The 22,628-nt window shown below is 32.3% G+C and carries 23 protein-coding genes; 13 read left to right on the top strand and 10 right to left on the bottom strand.

Going from position 1 to position 22,628, the window contains the following annotated elements; translation table 11 throughout:
• Positions 1–52 precede the first annotated feature (52 nt).
• A complete protein-coding gene (pepT, locus tag PQF96_RS27290; RefSeq protein ID WP_271770152.1) occupies positions 53–1,288 on the top strand; it encodes a peptidase T in 1,236 nt (411 codons plus the stop codon).
• Between the two features lie 126 nt (positions 1,289–1,414).
• Positions 1,415–2,293, top strand: a complete 879-nt coding sequence (locus PQF96_RS27285) for a mechanosensitive ion channel family protein (RefSeq protein ID WP_271770150.1) — start codon at positions 1,415–1,417, stop codon at positions 2,291–2,293.
• An 84-nt stretch (positions 2,294–2,377) separates the two neighbouring features.
• On the opposite strand, the gene yajC is transcribed toward PQF96_RS27285, so the two are convergent.
• From yajC to PQF96_RS27265, 4 genes are all read right to left on the bottom strand, one after another.
• Positions 2,378–2,671, bottom strand: coding sequence for a preprotein translocase subunit YajC (yajC, locus tag PQF96_RS27280; protein ID WP_271770148.1), 294 nt, complete (start codon positions 2,669–2,671; stop codon positions 2,378–2,380).
• Positions 2,672–2,675: 4 nt separating this feature from the next.
• Complete coding sequence (locus PQF96_RS27275; RefSeq protein WP_109438021.1) at positions 2,676–3,155, bottom strand: DUF1573 domain-containing protein; 480 nt, start codon at positions 3,153–3,155, stop codon at positions 2,676–2,678.
• 49 nt (positions 3,156–3,204) lie between these two features.
• Positions 3,205–4,116 carry a transcription antitermination factor NusB gene (gene nusB, locus PQF96_RS27270; protein WP_271770146.1) on the bottom strand — a complete coding sequence of 304 codons (912 nt, stop codon included), beginning with the start codon at positions 4,114–4,116 and terminating at the stop codon, positions 3,205–3,207.
• A gap of 231 nt (positions 4,117–4,347) precedes the next feature.
• Entirely contained in the window at positions 4,348–5,445 is a 1,098-nt protein-coding gene (locus PQF96_RS27265) for a Glu/Leu/Phe/Val family dehydrogenase (RefSeq protein WP_271770144.1), read from the bottom strand.
• Positions 5,446–5,586: 141 nt separating this feature from the next.
• Here PQF96_RS27265 and PQF96_RS27260 point away from each other — a divergent pair, with 141 nt between their 5' ends.
• The 3 genes from PQF96_RS27260 (at position 5,587) to PQF96_RS27250 (ending at position 10,417) form a co-directional block, all read left to right on the top strand.
• The gene (locus PQF96_RS27260) at positions 5,587–7,344 is read left to right on the top strand and encodes an ABC transporter ATP-binding protein (RefSeq protein ID WP_271770142.1); all 1,758 of its coding nucleotides are present in this window, start codon (positions 5,587–5,589) and stop codon (positions 7,342–7,344) included.
• A gap of 78 nt (positions 7,345–7,422) precedes the next feature.
• Complete coding sequence (locus tag PQF96_RS27255) at positions 7,423–7,812, top strand: PUR family DNA/RNA-binding protein (protein WP_109438018.1); 390 nt, start codon at positions 7,423–7,425, stop codon at positions 7,810–7,812.
• Positions 7,813–7,903: 91 nt separating this feature from the next.
• The gene (locus tag PQF96_RS27250; protein WP_271770141.1) at positions 7,904–10,417 is read left to right on the top strand and encodes a M14 family metallopeptidase; all 2,514 of its coding nucleotides are present in this window, start codon (positions 7,904–7,906) and stop codon (positions 10,415–10,417) included.
• Positions 10,418–10,438: 21 nt separating this feature from the next.
• Here the strand turns inward: PQF96_RS27250 and PQF96_RS27245 are convergent, their stop codons facing one another.
• Positions 10,439–11,305 carry an alpha/beta fold hydrolase gene (locus PQF96_RS27245; RefSeq protein WP_271770139.1) on the bottom strand — a complete coding sequence of 289 codons (867 nt, stop codon included), beginning with the start codon at positions 11,303–11,305 and terminating at the stop codon, positions 10,439–10,441.
• Positions 11,306–11,457: 152 nt separating this feature from the next.
• Between PQF96_RS27245 and PQF96_RS27240 the strand changes: the two genes are divergently transcribed.
• Both PQF96_RS27240 and PQF96_RS27235 read left to right on the top strand, forming a co-directional pair.
• Positions 11,458–12,015 (top strand): thioredoxin family protein, encoded by a 558-nt coding sequence (locus PQF96_RS27240; RefSeq protein ID WP_109438015.1) that lies wholly within the window; start codon positions 11,458–11,460, stop codon positions 12,013–12,015.
• Between the two features lie 3 nt (positions 12,016–12,018).
• Positions 12,019–12,546, top strand: a complete 528-nt coding sequence (locus PQF96_RS27235; protein WP_271770138.1) for a GNAT family N-acetyltransferase — start codon at positions 12,019–12,021, stop codon at positions 12,544–12,546.
• On the opposite strand, the gene PQF96_RS27230 is transcribed toward PQF96_RS27235, so the two are convergent.
• The 3 genes from PQF96_RS27230 to PQF96_RS27220 all read right to left on the bottom strand — a co-directional run bounded on the left by PQF96_RS27230 (position 12,543) and on the right by PQF96_RS27220 (position 15,112).
• A complete protein-coding gene (locus tag PQF96_RS27230; RefSeq protein ID WP_109438013.1) occupies positions 12,543–13,058 on the bottom strand; it encodes a YfiT family bacillithiol transferase in 516 nt (171 codons plus the stop codon). The two genes, PQF96_RS27235 and PQF96_RS27230, sit on opposite strands and share 4 nt — an antisense overlap.
• Positions 13,059–13,069: 11 nt before the next feature.
• Positions 13,070–13,864 (bottom strand): hypothetical protein, encoded by a 795-nt coding sequence (locus tag PQF96_RS27225; RefSeq protein WP_271770136.1) that lies wholly within the window; start codon positions 13,862–13,864, stop codon positions 13,070–13,072.
• Between the two features lie 315 nt (positions 13,865–14,179).
• Entirely contained in the window at positions 14,180–15,112 is a 933-nt protein-coding gene (locus PQF96_RS27220) for a peptidylprolyl isomerase (RefSeq protein WP_271770133.1), read from the bottom strand.
• 331 nt (positions 15,113–15,443) lie between these two features.
• Between PQF96_RS27220 and PQF96_RS27215 the strand changes: the two genes are divergently transcribed.
• Entirely contained in the window at positions 15,444–15,674 is a 231-nt protein-coding gene (locus PQF96_RS27215; RefSeq protein WP_271770132.1) for a hypothetical protein, read from the top strand.
• Between the two features lie 420 nt (positions 15,675–16,094).
• The gene (locus PQF96_RS27210) at positions 16,095–16,277 is read left to right on the top strand and encodes a hypothetical protein (protein WP_109438009.1); all 183 of its coding nucleotides are present in this window, start codon (positions 16,095–16,097) and stop codon (positions 16,275–16,277) included.
• Positions 16,278–16,342: 65 nt separating this feature from the next.
• Here PQF96_RS27210 and PQF96_RS27205 read toward each other — a convergent pair whose 3' ends face one another.
• Positions 16,343–18,547 carry an ATP-dependent DNA helicase RecQ gene (locus tag PQF96_RS27205; RefSeq protein WP_208746792.1) on the bottom strand — a complete coding sequence of 735 codons (2,205 nt, stop codon included), beginning with the start codon at positions 18,545–18,547 and terminating at the stop codon, positions 16,343–16,345.
• A 235-nt stretch (positions 18,548–18,782) separates the two neighbouring features.
• On the opposite strand from PQF96_RS27205, the gene PQF96_RS27200 reads away from it, so the two are divergent.
• From PQF96_RS27200 to lptB, 4 genes are all read left to right on the top strand, one after another.
• Complete coding sequence (locus PQF96_RS27200; protein ID WP_143917418.1) at positions 18,783–19,751, top strand: KpsF/GutQ family sugar-phosphate isomerase; 969 nt, start codon at positions 18,783–18,785, stop codon at positions 19,749–19,751.
• Complete coding sequence (tatC, locus tag PQF96_RS27195) at positions 19,751–20,584, top strand: twin-arginine translocase subunit TatC (RefSeq protein WP_109438007.1); 834 nt, start codon at positions 19,751–19,753, stop codon at positions 20,582–20,584. The genes PQF96_RS27200 and tatC overlap by 1 nt, the downstream gene beginning before the upstream one ends.
• Positions 20,585–20,935: a carboxymuconolactone decarboxylase family protein gene (locus PQF96_RS27190; protein WP_109438006.1), complete on the top strand. Its 351-nt coding sequence runs from the start codon at positions 20,585–20,587 to the stop codon at positions 20,933–20,935. It abuts the gene before it with no gap.
• Between the two features lie 80 nt (positions 20,936–21,015).
• Positions 21,016–21,756: an LPS export ABC transporter ATP-binding protein gene (gene lptB / locus PQF96_RS27185; RefSeq protein ID WP_109438005.1), complete on the top strand. Its 741-nt coding sequence runs from the start codon at positions 21,016–21,018 to the stop codon at positions 21,754–21,756.
• Between the two features lie 14 nt (positions 21,757–21,770).
• Here the strand turns inward: lptB and PQF96_RS27180 are convergent, their stop codons facing one another.
• Positions 21,771–22,532 carry a CDP-alcohol phosphatidyltransferase family protein gene (locus tag PQF96_RS27180; protein WP_271770130.1) on the bottom strand — a complete coding sequence of 254 codons (762 nt, stop codon included), beginning with the start codon at positions 22,530–22,532 and terminating at the stop codon, positions 21,771–21,773.
• Positions 22,533–22,628: the final 96 nt, after the last annotated feature.

The following is a 22,628-nucleotide window of genomic DNA, read 5'->3' as shown; positions in this document are numbered from 1 at the left end:
TCTAATAAAAACGTATTTTTGAATTCTTCAGATATATAAAATATTGATTGTTATGATTTCAAAACAACATATCATTGATCGGTTTATTAGTTATGTAACTATTGATACTGAAAGTGATCCAGAAAGCAATACCACTCCCAGCACAAAAAAACAATGGGATCTCGCCAATAAATTAGCAGAAGAGTTAAAAACTATAGGTCTTGAAGACGTAACTATAGATGAGAACGCATATATTATGGCGACTTTACCCTCTAATATAGATCATGAAGTTCCTACAATTGGTTTTATATCTCATTTTGATACTAGCCCAGATTTTACAGGAGCAAATGTAAATCCACAGATTATAGAAAATTATGATGGTAAAGATATTATACTCAATTCATCACAAAACATAGTCCTTTCACCAGAGTATTTTGAAGATTTGAAGCAATATAAGGGTCAAACATTGATTACTACTGATGGTACTACCTTATTGGGAGCAGATGACAAAGCGGGGATTACTGAAATTGTAACCGCAATGGAATACCTCATCCAACATCCTGAAATTAAACATGGAAAAATACGAATTGGTTTTACTCCAGATGAAGAAATTGGACGTGGTGCGCATAAATTTGATGTTACCAAATTTGGAGCTGATTGGGCATATACTATGGATGGTAGTCAAATAGGTGAACTCGAATATGAAAATTTTAATGCTGCAGGCGCAGTAGTAACCGTTAAAGGAAAGATTGTACATCCTGGGTATGCTAAAGGAAAAATGATTAATAGTATGTATATCGCCCAGGATTTTATCAATTCCTTACCAAGGATGGAAACTCCAGAACATACCAGTGGACGAGAAGGGTTCTTTCATTTACACAATATAAAAGGTGATGTGGAAGAAACTCAATTACAATACATTATCAGAGATCATGATAAAAAACATTTTGAAGCAAGAAAAGAAGTAATGAATAAACTCGCTTCAGAAATTAATACACAGCATGAAAAAGAAGTGATATCTATAGAAATTAAAGATCAATATTACAATATGCGAGAAAAAGTAGAGCCTGTAATGCATATTGTTGATATTGCCGAGGAAGCTATGAAAGCTTTGGGCATCACTCCACTTATAAAACCCATTCGGGGAGGAACAGATGGATCTCAATTGAGTTTTATGGGGCTTCCTTGTCCTAATATCTTTGCAGGAGGGCATAACTTTCATGGAAGATATGAATATGTCCCTGTAGAAAGTATGATCAAAGCTGTAGAAGTGATTGTTAAAATTGCAGAGTTAACTACTAATAAGTAAAATAAAACGATTTATCGGTTTTTATTTACTTTAGACGATTTTATTCATTTTTATTGAGATACCCTGCCTTAGGTGATTTTATGATTGTAGTAGATTTATTTTATTAACTATTTAATCATATAAATCATGCAAAGTACAGAAAAAGTTTTGGATACCGCAGTAGATGTTACTGCAGAAACGGGAAATACTATTATGGGTTCTCTTACCGGTTTTTTTAATTCTATACAAGAAGGTGTAGGGCAATATGGATTAAAAATTGTCGGAGGAATTGTTGCTCTAATTATTGGTCTTTGGATTGTAAAAATGATCATGAAAGCGATCAAAAAAGGGTTTGATAAAAGTAAAGTAGATCATACTTTAAAACCATTTCTTGTAACTCTAGTCAATTTTTTATTAAAAGTTCTGTTATTTATTTCGATAGCTGGTATAGTAGGAATTCCTACCGCAACATTTGCGGCTCTATTAGCTGCTGTCGGATTAGCAATCGGGGGAGCTTTTAATGGTTCATTAGGTCACATGGCAGCTGGTGTTATGCTTCTTGTATTTAGACCATTTAAAGTTGGAGATCTTATAGAGACAGGAGGCAAATTAGGATTTGTAAAAGAAATTTCTGTATTTGTTACTATTTTAGAAACGTTTCAGAACAAAACTGAAATCATCCCTAACGGAGCAATCACTGCAGGAACAATTACCAATCTTACTACTATTGGGAATCTTAGAGTCGATATGCCTTTTGGAATTCAATATGGGTCTGATATAGAAAAGGCTAAAAAGATTGTATTGGATGTTATGCAAGAAGATGATAAAGTAATGCAAGATCCTGCTCCCAGAGTAGCTGTAAACAATCTGGGACCAAATGGTGTAGAGCTATTAGCATTGCCGTATTCGACTTGTGATGATTATTGGGATGTATATTGGGATACAAGGCAAAGAATCGTTGAAGCTTTGGGTAAGGCTAATTATGACGCTCCTCTTCCACAACGAATTGTTACCATGAAAAGTTAACCTTTTAAAATTGTTTTTTATTAAATAGAAAAGCGCGATAAGACTATACTAGTTTTATCGCGCTTTTAACAAGTAGGCTAGTTATTACTTCTTATCCGCAGCCGGTTGATTTAATTTTTGACTCATCTCCAATGAAATTGCAGACCTATCATAAGTTAGTTTACCCGATCCTGTTTCAATAATAACAGCATTGTTTTTTTCACTGAAGTCAAAGACTTTTCCATGAAGACCGCTTTTTGTAACTACTCGATCTCCTTTCTTAAGCTCTTCAGCAAATTTTTTCTCCTTTTTTGCTTTTTGCATCTGTGGGCGAATCATAAAGAAATACATCACCACAAATATTAATATAAAAGGTAGAAATTGTTGAATTTGATCCATAAAATTATTCGCTTACTGGTGTTCCACTTACAGGTTTAGCCTTTGGAGTAACCATAGCTTTAATCTTAAGTGTTTCTTTACCAGACTCAGTATTAGCAGTTATAGTAACTTGCTTAGTTTGCTGATTTGGTTTTCCATTAGAATTAAACTTAACCAACATCTCTCCTGTTGCTCCTGGAGCGATTGGTTCTTTTGGCCATTCAGGAACTGTACATCCACAGCTACCTTTTGCACTTACTATTACCAATGGAGCTTTACCTGTATTGGTAAATGCAAATTTGTGTTCTACCACGTCTCCTTCATTGATAGTTCCAAAATCGTGCTCGATTTCTGAGAAAGTCATTACAGGAAAATCTGCGTTTTTTGCATCACGATCTGCTGCTATCTCTACATTTTCTTCTTTAACTTTTTCTGCCGCATTGTCTTTACAAGAAACAAATGTCATCGCAAAAGCTCCGGCCAAAATTAAGATTCCTTTTTTCATTACTTGGGTTTTTAATTATTTGAGGTTAAAAATACTATTTTTTCTAATATTACATAAGTCCACGGCCTACTTTGTTTAATTTGCCGTTTTCTTTATACTCTTTGGAGATTTTATCCAAAATCCCGTTGATAAAAATACTACTTTTAGGAGTACTATATTCTTTTGCTATTTCTAAATATTCGTTAATTGTTACTTTTACAGGGATCGACGGGAACTTTACAAACTCACAAATGGCCATTTTTATAATTGCTTTATCTAGTTCTGCAATACGGTCCTGGTCCCAATTTGGGGTCTTACCATCAATTTCCTTAGCAAACTCTGCTCCATTAAGTGTTGTTTTTCTAAAAATATCGATAGCAAACTTTTTATCATCTACATCCTTGTATAGTTTTGGTAATACCATATGTTCATCATGCGAGGCTTTGATTTTGCGTAGCATTTTGATAATTGAAGTATTTACCAAAGGTAAGTCATCCACCCATGTTAATTTTTTATCCTCTATATATTCATAGAGTTTATCATTGGGCGCTATGATTTCCTTAAAAATATCCAGTACAAAATCCTTATCCTCTTTAAACGAAGTAAGTTTTGTACTCATATATGTTTTGTAGATATCGCTTTCTTTAATTTCTTTCCATAATATAGCTACGTACTCATCATCCAATTCCCAACAATTCATCTTTTTCTTCTCAAGCTCTGTTTTGAGCTCAATATTTTTTTCTAACAACAATAATACTTCGTTGTTTATGAATTTGGTATTTGGATTTTTTTCTTCGGAAGTAGCAAGGTATTTTTTTTGACTTTTTTCTAAAAAGTCAGTAGCTTGTTTTCTAATTTCTACCAGTAGTTGAATATTTATAAGAAATAATTCATACATCTGATCAATACTGAAAAGAAGAAATTTTTCTTCTTTTCCTAGGTTGTCACTTTGCGTCTGCTCTATCGAATAGAGAGACTGCATAACTTTTACTCTAATATGTCTTCTGGTTAACATAGAAAATTACAAAGAACTTTATATTAAAAAAGGGCAAAAGTCATTTTAACTTTTGCCCTGCAAAAATACTATTATTTTTAATCTACCAATCGTAAAATTTTATTTTTATCCAGTAATATTTTTAAAATTTTACTTTGTCTTATAACTAATAGGTCAGAACAAGATCTCTTTAAATCTATCTAACCATTATAAATACATTTACTGTTTATTTTTTCCGGCAGTAATTCTATCTTCGGCAATACTGATTGCTGCAGCATTTGTAGTCATATTAGTAGCTTTTGCTTTATTCAAAATATCCAAAGTAGTATCGTAGATATTCTGTGTTTTAGCTATGATTTGGTCTCTTCCATATCCTTCAATCTCTGCATATACATTTATAATCCCTCCAGCATTAATCAAAAAATCAGGAGCATATACTATTCCTTTCTTTTGTAATAAAGAGCCATGAATATTTTCATTTGCCAATTGATTATTTGCGGCACCCGCAATGACCTTTACTTTTAGTTTATCTATAGTATCATTATTTACCGTTGCTCCAAGAGCACAAGGCGCATAAATATCTGCTGTTTCGGCGTATAAATCGTCTCCTCTATAAATATCTGCACCATATTTGCTACTAACTTCTGTTAATCTTTCTTGATTGATATCACTTATTACCACATTAGCACCTTCTTCTGATGTTAAACGAACAAGTTCTTCACCTACATGACCTATTCCCTGAACCAAAATTCTTTTTCCTTCTAATCCATCAGTACCGTATGCAAATTTTGTAGCTGCTTTCATTCCCATATACACTCCATAAGCAGTTACTGGAGACGGATTACCTGCGCCTCCCTTTGCTTCAGAAATTCCTGTTACATATGGTGTAACTTCTCTTACTGTATCCATATCAGAAGTTTCCATACCTACATCCTCAGCAGTATAGTATGTTCCGCCTAGCGTATGCACAAACTTCCCAAAACGCTTCATTAACTCAGGAGTTTTTATTTTTTTAGGATCTCCTATGATAACTGCTTTTCCTCCTCCAAGATTTAAACCAGTGATTGCTGCTTTGTAGGTCATACCTCGTGATAATCTTAGTACATCATTAAGAGCATCCCATTCTGTTGCATAATCATACATTCTGGTTCCTCCCAATGCAGGTCCTAAAATTGTGTTATGCACACCAATTATTGCCTTCAATCCTGTATCTTTGTCTTGACAAAAAACAACTTGTTCGTGATCATCAAAAGATAGTTGACCAAATACAGGAGCTTCTTTTTTTAATTGGTTTGCAGTAAACACTTCTGTTATCATGTTATGAGAATTTTAAAACGTTATGATTATATTATATTCAAAATCAGGATGCTAAAATAGCATATTTTTATCAATTTCAAACCTAAAGCTATTAAACTTTACGAATTTATTAATAAATAGATCTCAAAACACCTCTCCTTTATGCGCGCATTACGCCATCTAAACAAATACTTTTTAAAATATAAATACCGACTTATTATTGGCTTGGTAATTACCATAATTGCAAGAATTTTTGCTACAATGGTTCCTACCTTAGTTGGTGACTCTGTAGATGTTGTAGAACAATATATAAATAATGATATAACAGATATTGCCGAAGTAAAAAGCGGATTAATCCTTAATATTCTCTTAATTATTGGGGCTGTACTAATTTCTGCTTTTTTCACATTTCTAATGAGGCAGACTTTTATTGTTGTATCAAGATTTATAGAATTTGACTTAAAAAATGAAGTATTTCAACATTATGAAAAATTATCACTTAATTTTTATAAGAAAAATAGAACGGGTGATTTAATGAACCGAATTAGTGAAGATGTATCTAAAGTTAGAATGTACGTTGGCCCTGCTATAATGTACAGTGTAAATACGATCACTTTATTTGTCGTAGTAATTGGATATATGATTAGTATTGCACCAGAACTCACATTGTATACTGTAGCACCGCTACCTATATTATCAATATCAATCTATAAATTAAGTGTTGCTATTCATAAACGTAGTACAATTGTACAAGAGTTTTTATCGAAATTAACCACTTTTACTCAAGAATCATTTAGTGGTATTACTGTAATCAAAGCATATGGTATTGAACCTCAAACTCAAGAAAATTTCACAAAATTATCTAATACCAGCAAAGATAAAAATTTGGATTTGGCTAAAGTTCAAGCGTTATTTTTCCCACTAATGGTTTTATTAATAGGGTTTAGTAATATTTTGGTTATTTATATTGGAGGAAAACAATTTATAGATGGCACTATACAAGATCTAGGGGTAATTGTAGAATTTATCATATTTGTAAATATGTTAACTTGGCCAGTAGCGACTGTTGGATGGGTAAGCTCTATTGTGCAACAAGCTGAAGCTTCTCAAGTAAGGATTAATGAATTTCTAAGCCAGGAACCAGAAATTACTAATACAGTTTCACAAAATACTCCTATTATTGGAGATGTTAGTTTTGATAATGTTTCTTTTACCTATGATGATACCAATATAACAGCATTACAAAACTTAACTTTTGAAATTAAAAATGGAGAAACAATAGGTATAATTGGTAAAACAGGTTCTGGAAAATCGACAATATTAGATCTTATAGGCAGATTATATGATGTTTCTTCTGGCGAAATACGTATCGACGGAACTCCCATAAAAAACCTAAATTTAACCGATGTAAGAAAACATATTGGTTATGTCCCACAGGATGCTTTTTTGTTTAGTGATACCATACAGAACAATATTAAATTCGGTAATGAAAATGCCACTGATGATGAAGTTCATGAAGCTGCAAAAAATGCCGTGGTACATAAAAACATAATAGATTTTAGCAAAGGATATCAAACTGTACTTGGAGAACGAGGAATAACACTTTCTGGAGGTCAAAAACAAAGGGTTTCTATAGCTCGTGCAATAATTAAAAACCCTTCAATATTGCTTTTTGATGATTGTTTATCTGCTGTAGATACCGAGACAGAAGAGCAAATTTTGAATAATCTTAACAAAATTTCTAAAGATAAGACCACATTTATAGTAAGTCATAGAGTATCTACTGCTAAAAATGCAAATAAAATTATTGTATTAGAAGATGGTAAAATAACACAGCAAGGTACTCATAATCAACTAATAAGCACCGAAGGCTACTATAAAGAACTTTATCTAAAACAACTTAGCGAAAAAGAAACTTGAGTTTTTTTTGTGCGATTAACAATTTTTTTGGATTTTTGAAACCATCATAACATATTAATTAATTAATAAATACGGATTATGAGTGATAATGAAATGATGGATAAAGAAGAAATTTTCTCAAAAGTTTTACGAGCAGGAAGAAGAACATATTTCTTTGACGTAAGAGCTACTAAAGCGGGGGATTATTATTTGACAATAACTGAGAGTAAAAAGTTCACCAATGATGATGGATCTTTTCACTATAAGAAACACAAAATCTATCTTTACAAAGAAGATTTTGTTGGCTTTTCAGAAATCTTAGAGGAGATGACTAGCTTCATTGTTGAAGAAAAAGGAGAAGAAGTTATCAGCGAAAGACACCAAAAAGATTTTCAAAAATCATATGAAAAAGACACAGATAATAGTAACCGAGAAGGAGTTACTGCATCTACAGAAAGCTTCACAGATGTAAGCTTTGATGATATCTAGAAAAATATAACTTACTTAAGTTAAAGTTATGTAAACCGCTTCATTCACTGAAGCGGTTTTTTTTATATTCACGCATCAAAAAATAACTCAAATGAAATATATCTTTACGATTTTTTTTGCGATTACCAGTATATCATCTTTTTCTCAAAATGATATTTCTTTAGCGTATTATCTTCCAAAGAACACAACGTATAATCCTGAAATCCCCACTCCTCAAAGTGTTCTTGGATATGTACCTGGAAAATGGCATGTAACGCATGATAAACTTGTAAGCTACATGAAAGCTTTAGCAAAAGCTTCACCAAGAATCACGATTGAAGATAGAGGGAGTACATTTGAAGACAGACCAATACTATTACTTACTATAACATCACAACAAAATCATCAGAATCTTGAAGAAATTCAAAAAAAACATATTCAACTCACAGAAAATGGGTCTGAAGGATTAAATCTGGAAAATCTTCCAGCTATTGTATACCAGGGGTTTTCTATCCATGGCAACGAACCTAGCGGCTCTAATGCATCGCTAATAGCAGCATATCATTTGGCAGCAGCTCAAGGATCAGAAATCGATGAGTTACTTAACAACGTTGTCATCCTGTTCGACCCTTCATTAAACCCTGATGGTTTACAACGATTTGCATATTGGGCAAATACGAATAAAAGTAAAAATATTAATTCGGATCCTCAAGATCGCGAATATAGCGAAATATGGCCTGGAGGCAGAACAAATCATTATTGGTTTGATATGAATCGAGATTGGCTACCCGTTCAATTACCAGAGTCTAGAGCTCGTATTAAAACTTTTCATCAGTGGTATCCTAATATTTTGACTGATCATCATGAAATGGGATCAAATAGCACCTTCTTTTTTCAACCAGGAATACAATCCAGAACTCATCCATTGACTCCTAAACTAAATCAGGAATTAACAAAAAAAATTGCCAATTACCATGCTAAAGCATTAGATAACATAGGTTCATTGTATTATACAGAAGAAAATTTTGATGACTTCTACTATGGTAAAGGATCTACTTTTCCTGATATTAATGGAGGTATAGGTATTTTATTTGAACAAGGTAGTTCTCGAGGTCATGCACAACAAACCGATAACGGACTCCTTACTTTTCCTTTTACTATAAGAAATCAATTTACAGCTACACTTTCTACATTAGAAGCTGCAAAAACGATGCGTAAAGAATTACTAGATTACAAACGTAGTTTCTATAATGATGCTAGAAAAGAATTGTCAAAAGATGCTTACATCTTTGGTAATGAAAAGGACGCTGCATCATCCTATCACTTAGCAGAAATTCTTAAAAGACATCAAATCAAAATACATGAACTTAAACAAGATATAACAACTCAAGGCAAAACATTTAAAAAAGGATACAGTTATATTATACCAAAGGACCAAAAGCAAAAACGATTACTTAAAGCTATTTTTGAAAAAAGAACTACTTTTCAGGATAGTCTTTTCTATGATATTTCTGCATGGACATTTCCACTTGCTTTTAACCTTGATTATACAGATAATGCCTCTGTATCTAATTTAGGAACTGAAGTATCAAACCTATCTCATCGAAGAGCAAATGCGGTCAACAAAAGTAATTATGCATATTTAATAGAATGGCATGAATACTATGGGCCAAAAGCATTATATCAAATATTAGCAAAAGGATTACGAGCAAAAGTTGGGATGAACCCTTTTTCTTTAGAAAACAAGAAATATGACTATGGAACAATACTAGTTCCTGTTCAAAACCAGAAACTAAACAAAGAAGAACTACATGCATTTTTACAAAAAGTGTCCACAAATAATCACATTGATATCACTGGTGTTTCTACAGGATTAACTAAAGGTATAGATCTGGGGAGTAATCAATTTAGAGCATTATCTTTACCTAGGATTGGTTTATTTACAGGTACTGGGATCACGCCCTATGATTCTGGTGAAATCTGGCACTTAATGGATCAACGTTATGATATTCCAATTACAAAATTAACTACAGATAATTTTGGAAGAACTGATTTATCCAGGTATACGCATCTCATACTTCCTAATAGCTGGAGACAAAGTTTTAATAAAGAAAAATCAGAAAAACTTAAAACATGGATTAGAAATGGAGGAACATTAATAGGATACAGAAATGCTGCTCAATTCTTTAAGAATAACGAGTTTATGAAAATTGAATTTACCACACCAGAAAATGATGCCAAAAACATCTCTTTTGAGCAAAAGCGAGACTTTAGAGGGGCTCAAGTAATTGGTGGAGCTATTTTTGATGCGAAAATCGATCGCTCTCATCCTATTAATTTTGGATATAAAAACAATAGAATTTCACTATTTAGAAATACAAAACTATTCATAAAACCAGATAAACAGAGCTATAATAATCCGATTCAGTATACAAAAAAGCCTTTGTTAAGTGGATATATCAGCAAAAAGAATCTAGATTCATTATCAGGCACAGTACCTTTCAGGCATAACAATTTTGGAAAAGGAAATGTAATTTTATTTACTGACAACACTAATTTCAGGGCGTTTTGGTACGGTACAAATAAGCTACTAATGAATGCCATCTTCTTTAGTGACGAAATGTAAAGAGGATACAAAAAGAATAAATTATAGCTGTTCTCTAAAAGAATAATAATGGGACAATACTTCATCAGGAGCTTCAACCTGTGGGTAATGTCCTATTTTCTCTAACATAACCACATCTGCATCGTGAACTATCTCTTGATAAAATTCTGCCATGTGTTTTCCAGAAATTGGATCAACACCTCCATCTATAAGTCGCTTTGGTACTTTTGTATACTGTATAGCCTCTCTCCATCTAATTTTATAAATATCTCTTTCTGTTAAGTATCTTATCAATTTATGAATAATATTTTTGCCAGAATTATAATCTACTACTTCCCAAAACTCGTCAATTTCTAATTCACTGGGTTGTGTTTCTCTTCCGAATATTTTTTTAAAATTCTTAGCTAACGTATTTCTACCCATAAAATGCTTTAGAATACTCCCCAAAGGTGTCAATAATAATTTTTGAGTAAAGGTTGGAAAGTTGGTCTCCGGAAACATGCCTCCATTTAAAAAACAAACGGATTTAATATCAAACTCATATGTCGGATTTTCTTTAAACCTTGCTAGCATCTCCTGCACAACAGTATCCCCGTAATCATGAGCAAGGATATGAAATGAAGTAAGGTTTTTCTCTTTAAAAAAAACCTCCCATAAGTCTACCTGAGCCGAAATTGTATACTCAAAATTTGTTGGTTTTGCAGAAAAACCAAACCCCATCATATCCAAGGTATAAACTTCATATTTTTCGATAAGAGACTCCCACATTTTACACCAATCCCAGGATGATGTTGGAAACCCATGAATAAGCAATAAAGGCTCTCCTTCTCCATCTACTTTATAGAATATTTTGTGTTTTTTTTTATACAAAAAATGAACCCCTGAATTTTTCCAATCTTGTAGTGTCATATTATTTCTTACCAAACATTTTTTGAATCACCTAAACGGGTACAATATTTTATTGCATAAAGTTCAGTTCAGTTGTAACTAAGATACCATTTTTTAGACTTATTAGTATAGAAAATTGTAATTTGGATCCTTTCAAAAAAATAAAAAATATTATGGCACGTACTCCTTCAAATATGCTACCTCTTGGCACAATAGCACCAGATTTCACGCTTGTTGACACCATTACTAACGACAACGTTTCTTTAAAAGATATTAAAGGAGAAAAAGGAACTGTTGTAATGTTTATTTGCAATCATTGTCCTTTTGTTATTCATGTGAATGAGGAAATTGTTAGGATTGCAAATGATTATCGAGCTCAAGGATTTGGTTTTATTGCCATTAGCAGTAATGATATTGAAAAATATCCGCAGGATGCTCCTCAAGAAATGTGGAAGACAGCACGTAAAAACAATTACACATTCCCATATGTATTTGATGATACTCAAGATGTTGCAAAAGCTTATGATGCAGCATGTACTCCTGATTTTTATTTGTTTGATGCTGAATTAAAACTAATTTATCGAGGACAACTTGATGATTCCAGACCTGGAAATGGCATTCCCGTAAATGGTCGTGATTTGCGTCAAGCATTGGATGCTGTGCTTCGTAATGCTAAAGTTTCTGAAAATCAAAAACCAAGTATTGGTTGTAATATCAAATGGAAAGAATAGTTTATGCCTTCAGAAATTGTTTTTAAAACATGCTCCAGACATGATATCGAACGTTTAGTTTCAGTAAGTCAACAGTTTTACCCAGAACATTATACCCACATCTGGAAAAACGATGATCCAAGCTATTACATCAATTTAAGTTTTAATCGAAATGCTTTTCGAGAAGATTTTAAAATTGATAATATCATTTATTTTCTAATTGAACAAGCAAACAAAACACTTGGCATGTTAAAAATCAGAACCCATGAAAACGTTGAAGGGTTTGATGGTTCTGAAGCTCTTCAATTAGAAAAAATTTACCTCTTAAAAGAATCTATAGGGTTAGGGATTGGTAAAAAAGGAATTGAATTCATTAAGAATTACGCAAGAGCTTTGAACAAAAAAGTAATATGGCTTGATGTAATGACGACAAGTCCTGCATTGTTTTTTTATCAAAAATTAGGGTTTCAGACCATTTCTTTTTACAACTTAGACTATCCTGGTTTAAAGGATAATTATCGAGAAATGCAAAGAATGATATTAACTCTTTAGAGTTCTGCTATAATCTGCAAATGTGCCAAATGATGATTTCCATGCCAGGCATATATACCTATATCTTCTGCTAATGAGATACTCACATTTCCTTCTGGATGTATAAATTCTTTTTTCATATCATCAGAAGACAGTCCCTTTAAAAAATAAACCCATTTAGCGTGCAAAGCACTTATTACATTTACTGATAAATAAATTGGTGCCGATTTAGTGTCGAATAATTCAGCCCATAATTGCTCATTATATGCCTTAATTAGTGGTTTATTTTCTGTCAGAGCCCACTTAAATCTTATGTACCCATTATGATGACTATCGTGTATATGATGTATAACTTGTCTTGCAGTCCACCCCTCCTCTCTATAGGGCGTTTCTAATTGTGCTTCTGTAAAATCAGAAACGAGCTTAGATAATTTCCCTGGGAGTTCTTCTATATCAGATATCCATTTTTGTATGTGATCAGGAGTTATAATTTCTGGGCATTTAAATTCTCCTATAGGATATCTTAGATTCATAATTTTAACATTTAATCTACTTTTGCGTATACAAACTCTTCTTGTGAAGAAAGATCGATTAAAGTAAGTACATTGTTGTCTATGCTTCCTATTTTATATCGATAAATTCTATCATCCATCGGAAAGAAACAAATTAAGACATCTTCTTCAATTCTTGTTTTTAAACGGTTTGCAAACTTACCATTATAAAAATTGAAACGTATAGTACCTTCAAAAATTATATAATCATCAGTATTCTGAATAAACATCCATTTCCCTTGTAAGTTTTCATAGATATTTCTATTATAAAACTTATTGTCCAATAAGGATTTCATTTTATTAGCATACTTCACAAATTCTTCTTCTGTAGTAATCTCTTCTAAAGATTCTCCTATCTTTTTTGTTTCAACCTCTTCACCATTATTGAAATAATGTTTTGACTCATACTTTGTATAGGCATTAGAATAATCCAAAATCCTCTGACCATTTGCATTTTTGGATTCTGTATATGGTCTTTGTTTGTAGTTCACATAGATTAACTGATCATTCCAGAAATAAAATTCGGTCACAACATCTGCTGTTCTGGTACCTACTTTTCTAACAATTTTCTTAAGTCTTTCATGTTCGTAATATCCATTAAGCTCTGCTCCATGGTCAGCCATTTTGTCTAAAAACTCTTCAGGGTCTAAATAAAAGGTTTCAAATTCTATATAACTATCAATGATCTCCATCTGATCTTTGACATTTTCCAGAATTTCTTCTTTTCCCTGTCCCAAGGCAAGTTGGAGCGTACAGAGAAAAATAAATGTGATAAGTCCTTGTTTCATATCTAGGGGGTCTAGCAATTGGGGGTTAAAATATAAATAAATTAGGGGATTTTACTATTCAAATATTATTTTTTAACAGAAACACTTTTAATATAATTAAAAAAAATTTGTTAAAAAAAATATAAAAAGTTAAAAATAAAGCTTTCACTGTTAAAATCTACTATTAATTTAATAATTTACTGTGTTAATTTCATGCCTTTTTTGATAAAAAATAAATATTCATAACTTTAAATACATTTTACGTAAAAGATAATACTAAAAAAGTCCCTGAAATAGTCAGGGACTTTTGAAAACTTTTTTATGGTAGATATAAATCTACTTTACCGCTACTAACTCGACGTCAAAAATGAGCGTTGCATTTGGCGGAATAACACCACCTGCACCACTTTCTCCATATCCGAGATAAGGTGGAATCACAAATCGTGCTTTATCTCCCACCTGTAACAAAGCAATTCCTTCATCCCATCCAGAAATTACTTGCCCTACACCTAATGCAAAATCAATAGGCTGGTTACGCTTATAAGAAGAATCAAACACCGTGCCATCTGTTAAACTTCCTTTATAATGTACTGAAACAGTTTTTCCTTTTTCGGCCTTAACTCCATCTCCTTTCTGGATTACTTTATAACGTAAACCACTCTCTGTTTTATCAAATCCTGCTGCTAGTTCTTCTAATAATTCTTCAGATTTTTTTCTAGCTGCTGCCTCTCGCTCTGCTTTTGCTCCATTAAAACTTCTAAATGTTTCAACTGCATTAAAGCTTTCTGCTTCTGCACCGACTCTTTCTATTTCTAAGGATTCAATTTCATCACCTTGCTCTATAGCATTTACCACATCTAATCCTTCTACAACTTTACCAAATACAGTATGTTTTCCATCTAACCATGCTGTTTCTACATGTGTAATAAAAAACTGACTCCCATTTGTTCCTGGGCCTGCATTAGCCATAGATAAAACTCCTGGTCCGTCATGTTTAAGATCTGAATGTATTTCATCATCAAACTGATATCCAGGACCACCAGCACCGGTTCCTTGTGGATCTCCTCCTTGAATCATAAAGTCAGCAATTACTCTATGAAATTTAAGTCCATTATAATATGGCTTCCCTTGTGGAATAGCTTCATTTTCTATAGTTCCTTCCGCAAGGCCTACAAAATTACCAACCGTTCCCGGTGTCTTTTTGTATTCTAAATTAACAAGGATACTTCCTTTTGTTGTATTAAATTTTGCGTATAATCCGTCTTGCATAGCAATATCTTTTTTAACGTTTTAATTTTTGAGTTGCAAAGATAAGTAAATGCTATTCTTTTATTAAACAAAAGGTTATTATAATACTCCCTCTATTTCCAACTTAGTATTTTTAAAGATCAACATCTTCTTGAAAGGGTTTATTTTTTTATAAAAAACCTAAAAATACGTTCTGAATCTTCAACTTCCTGAATATCCAGAACCTCTATTTGTTATTTGCAAATTATATTCATCTCATCAATAGATAGCTCCATTCTAAAAACGATTAACAAAAAAGAAGCTTATCAGACATATACCTTGAGTGTCTATAAATGTTCAAGAAACATACTAATTGTTAAATAATCCTATCATTTTAAAAAACATTTTAGAATTAAATCACGCAAAAAAATTAAACAAAGAAGAACAAAAATTAGTCAAAGGAGGTTTTAAAGAAGAGTTAATATCTGTTGATACTCCTTGTGGTGATACAGGAGGAAGGGTTCGCACTCATATAAGTTCTTTTTTATGTGCACAATATGGCGGAGTGTATTTAGGTAATAATACTTGTATGATTTGTCATTAAACGTTTAATCTTAGATTAGTTTAATAAAGCACAAGCCACTCATCAGAAGTAGTTTGTTGCTTAAAAACTTTTTTAAATCTCGGACATATTCCTTGAGTGCTTATAAGTATTCAACGAACATACTAATTATTAAACAATTACATCATGTTAAAAAACTTAATATGTTTTTAATTAAGAGAATAGTTTATCCTATCTATATGAATAAAACTCTCTAATAAACATAACGCTTTATTTATTTTTCTACTGCGTTCACATCTTACTTGTAAACGCTTATCAGTTTATAGAAAAAGAATCTAAATATTGTAAATAAATTGAAGTGGTTATTTAATTTTTTACTTGAGTATTTTGAGACTAATATAATTTAAGTATACATCTAAAATTTATCAAAAAGAATCGTTAATCCTTAAAAACCTAAAAACTATGCTACAAAACATTTTAAATCTAAAAGGTATTAATTCAATAAAGAAAAATGTCCAGAAACAAATTAATGGCGGATTACCTCCAGAGTGTGGCGCAGGACCATCAACAGGTTGTTTTTCTGGACCATTTTATTGTAACATCCATGGATTACCTATTTGCAATCCATTAGATCATGAAGCTTAAATTATTATTCAAAAAGAGGCAATCTAAAAAGGTTGTCTCTTTTAAGTATTAAAAATACTGAATAATTAATTCGCCACCTCACTAATAAACTTTATGCGATATAAACGAAGTTCTTCATCATCATAATCTCCATCAAATTCTTCTATTGCAGTATCTATTTTATCACTTTCTGCTTCAATAAAATATTCATGAATTTCTTCTTGCTGATCTTCATCTAGAATTTCATCAATCCAATATCCTATATTAAGTTTTGTACCACTATATACTATAGCTTCCATTTCTTTAATAAAAGCAGTCATATCCATGCCTTTTGCGGCAGCAATATCATCCAATGGTAGCTTACGATCTACGTTTTGTATAATATATAGTTTAAGACCACTATTAGCACCTGTGCTTTTAACGACAAAATCATCAGGTCTCATAATATCGTTTTCTTCTACATATTTTGCAATCAATTCTACGAATGCAGAACCATATTTTTTTGCTTTCCCTTCTCCAACTCCATGAACATTTGCTAGTTCTTCTACACTAATTGGATATTTAAGAGCCATATCATCAATAGAAGGATCTTGGAATACTACAAATGGTGGTACTCCTAATTTTTTAGCTACTGTTTTTCTTAAATCTCGTAACATTCCAGCTAATTTATCATCACCACCTCCTTTTGCTCCTGATTTTGCTGCTGTTACTATAGAATCATCATTAGTTTCATCATAAATATGATCTTCTGTCATCATGAAACTTGTCGGTTTTTTTATAAAGTCTTTACCTTCTTTAGTAATTCTAATGACACCATACGTTTCAATATCTTTACGAAGATATCCAGAGACTAATACCTGACGTACAAGAGCCATCCAATATTTCCCATCTCTAGATTTCCCGCTTCCAAAGAAAGGTTGTTGGTGTGTTTTATGAGAGATAATCAATGCATTACTTTTACCAATAAGTGTATTGACCAAATCTTTGGATTTATAAATTTCTCCTGTCTTACTAACCACTTCTAGAAGTAATTTTACTTCGTCTTGTGCTTCATGTTTTTTCTTTGGATTGCGGATGTTATCATCCATATCTGCTCCTTCTCCATTGACCTCATCGAATTCTTCTCCAAAATAATGTAATATAAATTTACGCCTGGAGATAGAGGTTTCTGCAAAAGCAACTATTTCCTGTAACAGAGCATGACCAATCTCTTGTTCTGCAACAGGTTTTCCGCTCATAAATTTTTCTAGTTTTTCGATATCCTTATAAGCATAATATGCAAGACAATGCCCTTCTCCACCATCACGTCCTGCACGGCCGGTCTCTTGGTAATAACTCTCTATACTTTTTGGCATATCATGATGGATCACAAAACGTACATCGGGTTTATCAATTCCCATTCCAAAAGCAATTGTAGCTACTACTACATCCACGTCTTCCATCAAAAACATATCTTGATGTTTTGCCCTGGTTTTAGCATCTAATCCAGCATGATAAGGAACAGCTTTTACTCCATTAACCTCTAATGTTTGTGCAAGTTCTTCTACTCGTTTTCTACTAAGGCAATATACAATACCACTTTTACCGCTATTTTGTTTTACAAAACGAGTAATATCAGCATCTACATTTTTTGTTTTAGGTCGTATTTCATAAAATAAATTTGGTCGATTAAATGATGCCTTAAATGTATTGGCATTACTCATCGCTAAATTTTTAAGAATATCTTCTTGCACTTTTGGGGTAGCCGTAGCAGTAAGACCGATAATAGGAATATCTTCCCCTATTCTTCTAATAATATTACGGAGATTACGGTATTCCGGTCTAAAATCATGACCCCATTCGCTGATACAATGAGCCTCATCAACAGCTAAAAAAGAAATTTTCTGGGATTTTAAAAAATCTACATATTCTTCTTTGGTTAACGATTCTGGAGCTACATATAATAACTTAGTAACACCGTTCATTATATCTCCTTTTACCGTTTTCACCTCTGATTTATTGAGAGATGAGTTAAGTACATGTGCTATACCTTCAACCGATGAAATACTTCGAATAGCATCGACTTGATTTTTCATTAGTGCAATTAACGGAGAAACCACGATAGCAGTTCCTTCACACATCAAAGCAGGCAGTTGGTAACATAGGGATTTCCCTCCGCCTGTAGGCATTATAACAAATGTATTTTGTTTCTCTAATACACTTTGTATTACCTTTTCCTGTAGTCCTCTAAATTGACTAAACCCAAAATGTTTTTTTAAAGCACTTTGTAGGTCAGTTTCGCTCAAATTCATTAAACTTTTTAACTTTTATATACCAATTAAATAAAGATTAACTATCACTAAAATCTGTTTCCCCAATACAGATCCAGTGGATATTTTCGTTTCAATTTTAGAATGTCAAAGATAAACAATGTATAATTTAACATGCTTTTTTTTGACAGTATTTAAAATTAATAAGGTATTGTATACCTTTGCGTAAATTAAAGATAATAAAATCTTTATTTATAACACGCAAATTTTTTAAATTTTGAACACCCAAGATACTATAATCTCATATGCCAAAAAAACTATTGCCGAAGAAGCCCGTGCAATAGCCCATTTAGAAGAACTAATTGATGAAGAATTCTCTAACGCAGTTGAAAGTATTCTTCACTCTAAAGGTAGAGTCATAATAACAGGAATAGGCAAAAGTGCTATTATTGCTTCAAAAATTGTTGCCACGATGAATTCTACGGGTACTCCTGCCGTATTTATGCATGCCGCAGATGCTATTCATGGAGACTTAGGTAATATTCTTGAAGATGATGTTGTCATTTGTATTTCTAAAAGTGGAAATACTCCAGAAATAAAAGTATTGGTACCTTTAATCAAAAGTTTTAAAAATACATTGATAGGTATTACTTCGAATAAAGAGTCTTTTTTAGGTACAGAAGCTGATTATGTATTACATGCCTTTGTTGAAAAGGAAGCATGTCCAAACAACTTAGCTCCAACAACTAGTACTACGGCACAACTTGTTATGGGAGATGCTGTTGCTGTTTGCTTATTATATCTACAAGGGTTCTCTAGCCGTGATTTTGCTAAATATCATCCTGGGGGCGCTCTGGGGAAAAAACTATATTTACGAGTAAGTGATATTACCTCTAGAAACGAAAAACCAGAAGTATCTCCTAGCTCTAATATAAATGAGGTAATTGTAGAAATGACAGAGAAAAGGCTGGGAGCTACAGCAGTTACAGAAAACGGTACTATTGTAGGTATTATTACTGATGGTGATTTACGTAGAATGCTTACAACAAATACATCTTCTTTTGAAGGTTTGACTGCTAAAGATATTATGTCTCCTAACCCCAAACGTATTAATAATGAAGCTATGGCTGTAGATGCTCTAGAACAATTGGAAGGAAATTCGATAACCCAATTATTAGCCGAAGAAAATGGAAAATATGCTGGTTTTATTCACATTCATGATCTAATGAGAGAAGGCATTTTATAATGAAAGACAGCACTCAAAAAGACCCTCAATCCATGTCTTTTCTAGATCACCTAGAAGAGTTACGTTGGCATTTAATTAGAGCTACTGTAGCTGTATTAATTGCTGCAATTGCAGCATTTATGGCTAAAGAATTTATTTTTGACGTATTAATTTTCGGCCCAAAAAAAGCAGATTTCCCAACCTATAATGGACTCTGCAATTTATCAAAACTATTAGGTCTAGATGAAAGTCTATGTTTTAAAGAATTACCATTTAGTGTACAAAGTAGAAAAGTAGCCGGACAATTCTCTGTTCACATCTGGACTTCTATAACTGCTGGGTTTATTGCAGCATTTCCTTACGTGCTTTATGAATTTTGGAAATTTATCGCACCAGCATTATATGACAATGAAAGAAAAACTTCTAAAGGTTTTATTATCATTTGTTCTTCTTTATTTTTCTTAGGTGTACTTTTTGGGTACTATGTAATCACACCATTATCTATTAATTTTTTAGGAGGATATCAAGTAAGTAAAGAAGTGCTTAATGAATTTGATATTGATAGCTATATTGCCTTGGTAAGAGCATCTGTCATAGCATGCGGATTAATATTCGAATTACCTGTTATCATGTTTTTCCTTACCAAAGTAGGTCTGGTCACTCCAGAATTTTTAAAAAAATACAGAAAATTTGCTTTGGTAATTGTGTTAATATTATCTGCGATAATTACGCCTCCTGATATTGCAAGTCAAGTTATTGTAACTATACCCATTTTAATATTATACGAAGTTAGTATTATAATTTCTAAAGTTGTTATAAAAAAAGAAAAGCAAAAACTTCAAAAAACCGCATAAATGAGTGATTTAATTGATGATTTCAACGCATATAGAGAGAAGATGAACTCTCGCATCCTTGAAGATAATAATAAAGTAATTAAAAGAATCTTCAATCTTGATACTAATGCCTATATGGAAGGCGCTTTGAATGTAAAAACTAAAGAATTGTTAGGGTTAGTAGCTTCTGCTGTATTACGCTGTGACGATTGTGTACGTTATCATCTAGAAACTTGTCATAAAGAAGGGCTAACAAAAGAAGAAGTAGTTGAGGCACTTAGTATTGCTACCTTAGTTGGGGGTACTATAGTTATTCCTCATTTACGCCGTGCATATGAATTTTGGGATGCCCTAGAAGCAAAAAAATCTTAAGTTTAGAACGGTTCAAAAGAATAATGTAAATTTACGAGCTCATTTTAGCAACACCCCTATTGTAACGAAGTCATTCTAATATGAAGTTGAAAGCAGACAATCTTATAAAATCATATAAAGGTAGAAAAGTAGTAAAAGGAATTTCTCTTGAAGTAAATCAAGGAGAAATTGTTGGACTTTTGGGACCAAATGGTGCAGGTAAAACAACCTCTTTTTATATGATCGTTGGTTTGGTAAAACCAAATGGTGGAAAAATAACATTAGACAGTACCGATATTACCAAATATCCAATGTATAAACGTGCTCAAAATGGAATTGGCTATTTGGCTCAGGAAGCTTCTGTATTTAGAAAGCTTAGTATAGAAGACAATATTTTGAGTGTATTACAGCTTACATCTCTTAGTAAAAAAGAACAGTTACATAAGATGGAAGCGCTCATTGAAGAATTTAGCTTGGGGCATATTCGTAAAAACCGTGGAGATTTATTAAGTGGTGGAGAGCGTCGTCGTACAGAAATTGCTCGTGCACTAGCTACAGATCCTAACTTTATACTTCTGGATGAACCTTTTGCTGGTGTAGATCCTGTTGCTGTAGAGGACATACAACGTATTGTTGCACAACTTAAAAACAAAAATATCGGAATTCTAATTACTGATCATAATGTACAAGAAACACTTGCAATAACAGATAGAACCTACTTGATGTTTGAAGGTAGTATTCTAAAAGCGGGTATTCCAGAAGAGCTTGCAGAAGATGAGATGGTACGTAAAGTATATCTAGGTCAAAACTTTGAACTTCGTAAAAAGAAATTAGATTTTTAAATATTACCTAGCCTCTATTCACTTACAGATTTTCCTTTAGAAAATAAAGACATTAATACATATAAGAGTATTATACATGGTATTGCCATAAATTTCAATACTACAATTAACAGTATTGTGCACAAAAGAAAAATATACCTAACCTTATTTTCTGCGAATCCCCATGTTTTAAATTTTAAAGCAAATAAAGGAATTTCAGCATTCAAAAGATAACAACTAATAAAAGTTAAGCTTATTAAAAACCATTTATTAAGTAAAATTGCAACAATCCAAGGGTCTGATTGAAATTTAAGAATAAGAGGTAAGCTCATAATCAATAGTGTATTTGCCGGAGTTGGCAAACCAATAAAAGATGTAGTTTGACGAGTATCAATATTAAATTTAGCCAATCGATATGCAGAAGCTAATGTTACAAATAGACCTATTAAAGATATGTATGACAAGTCAAAACTAGCAAAAGTTTGTTCAAAATCCCAGGAATTAGGAACTACATAAAAAGGTTTTCCAAAAACTTGAGAAAGTAATTGATACATTATTATACCTGGCGCAACTCCACTTGTCACCATATCTGCCAATGAATCTAATTGTAGTCCTAATTCACTTTGCGCATTTAGAGCTCTAGCGGCAAAACCATCAAAAAAATCAAAGAAAATTCCTAATCCAACAAATAAAGCAGCTAACTCCAGATTACCACCGACTGCAAAAATTACCGCAATACATCCAAAAAAAAGATTAAACAATGTAATGATATTTGGAACCTGCTTTTTAATCCACATATAATTTGATTTTGTGTAAAAATAGCAAACTATTTTGGTCTGTTCATATAGATTTAAAATATGAAGTAATAAGCTTAACAAAAAAGAAGTATTCAA

Origin of the sequence: Aquimarina algiphila, assembly GCF_947494415.1 — a bacterium.
In the GTDB taxonomy this organism is placed as follows: domain Bacteria; phylum Bacteroidota; class Bacteroidia; order Flavobacteriales; family Flavobacteriaceae; genus Aquimarina; species Aquimarina algiphila.
This window is presented reverse-complemented; position numbering and strand designations above follow the sequence as displayed.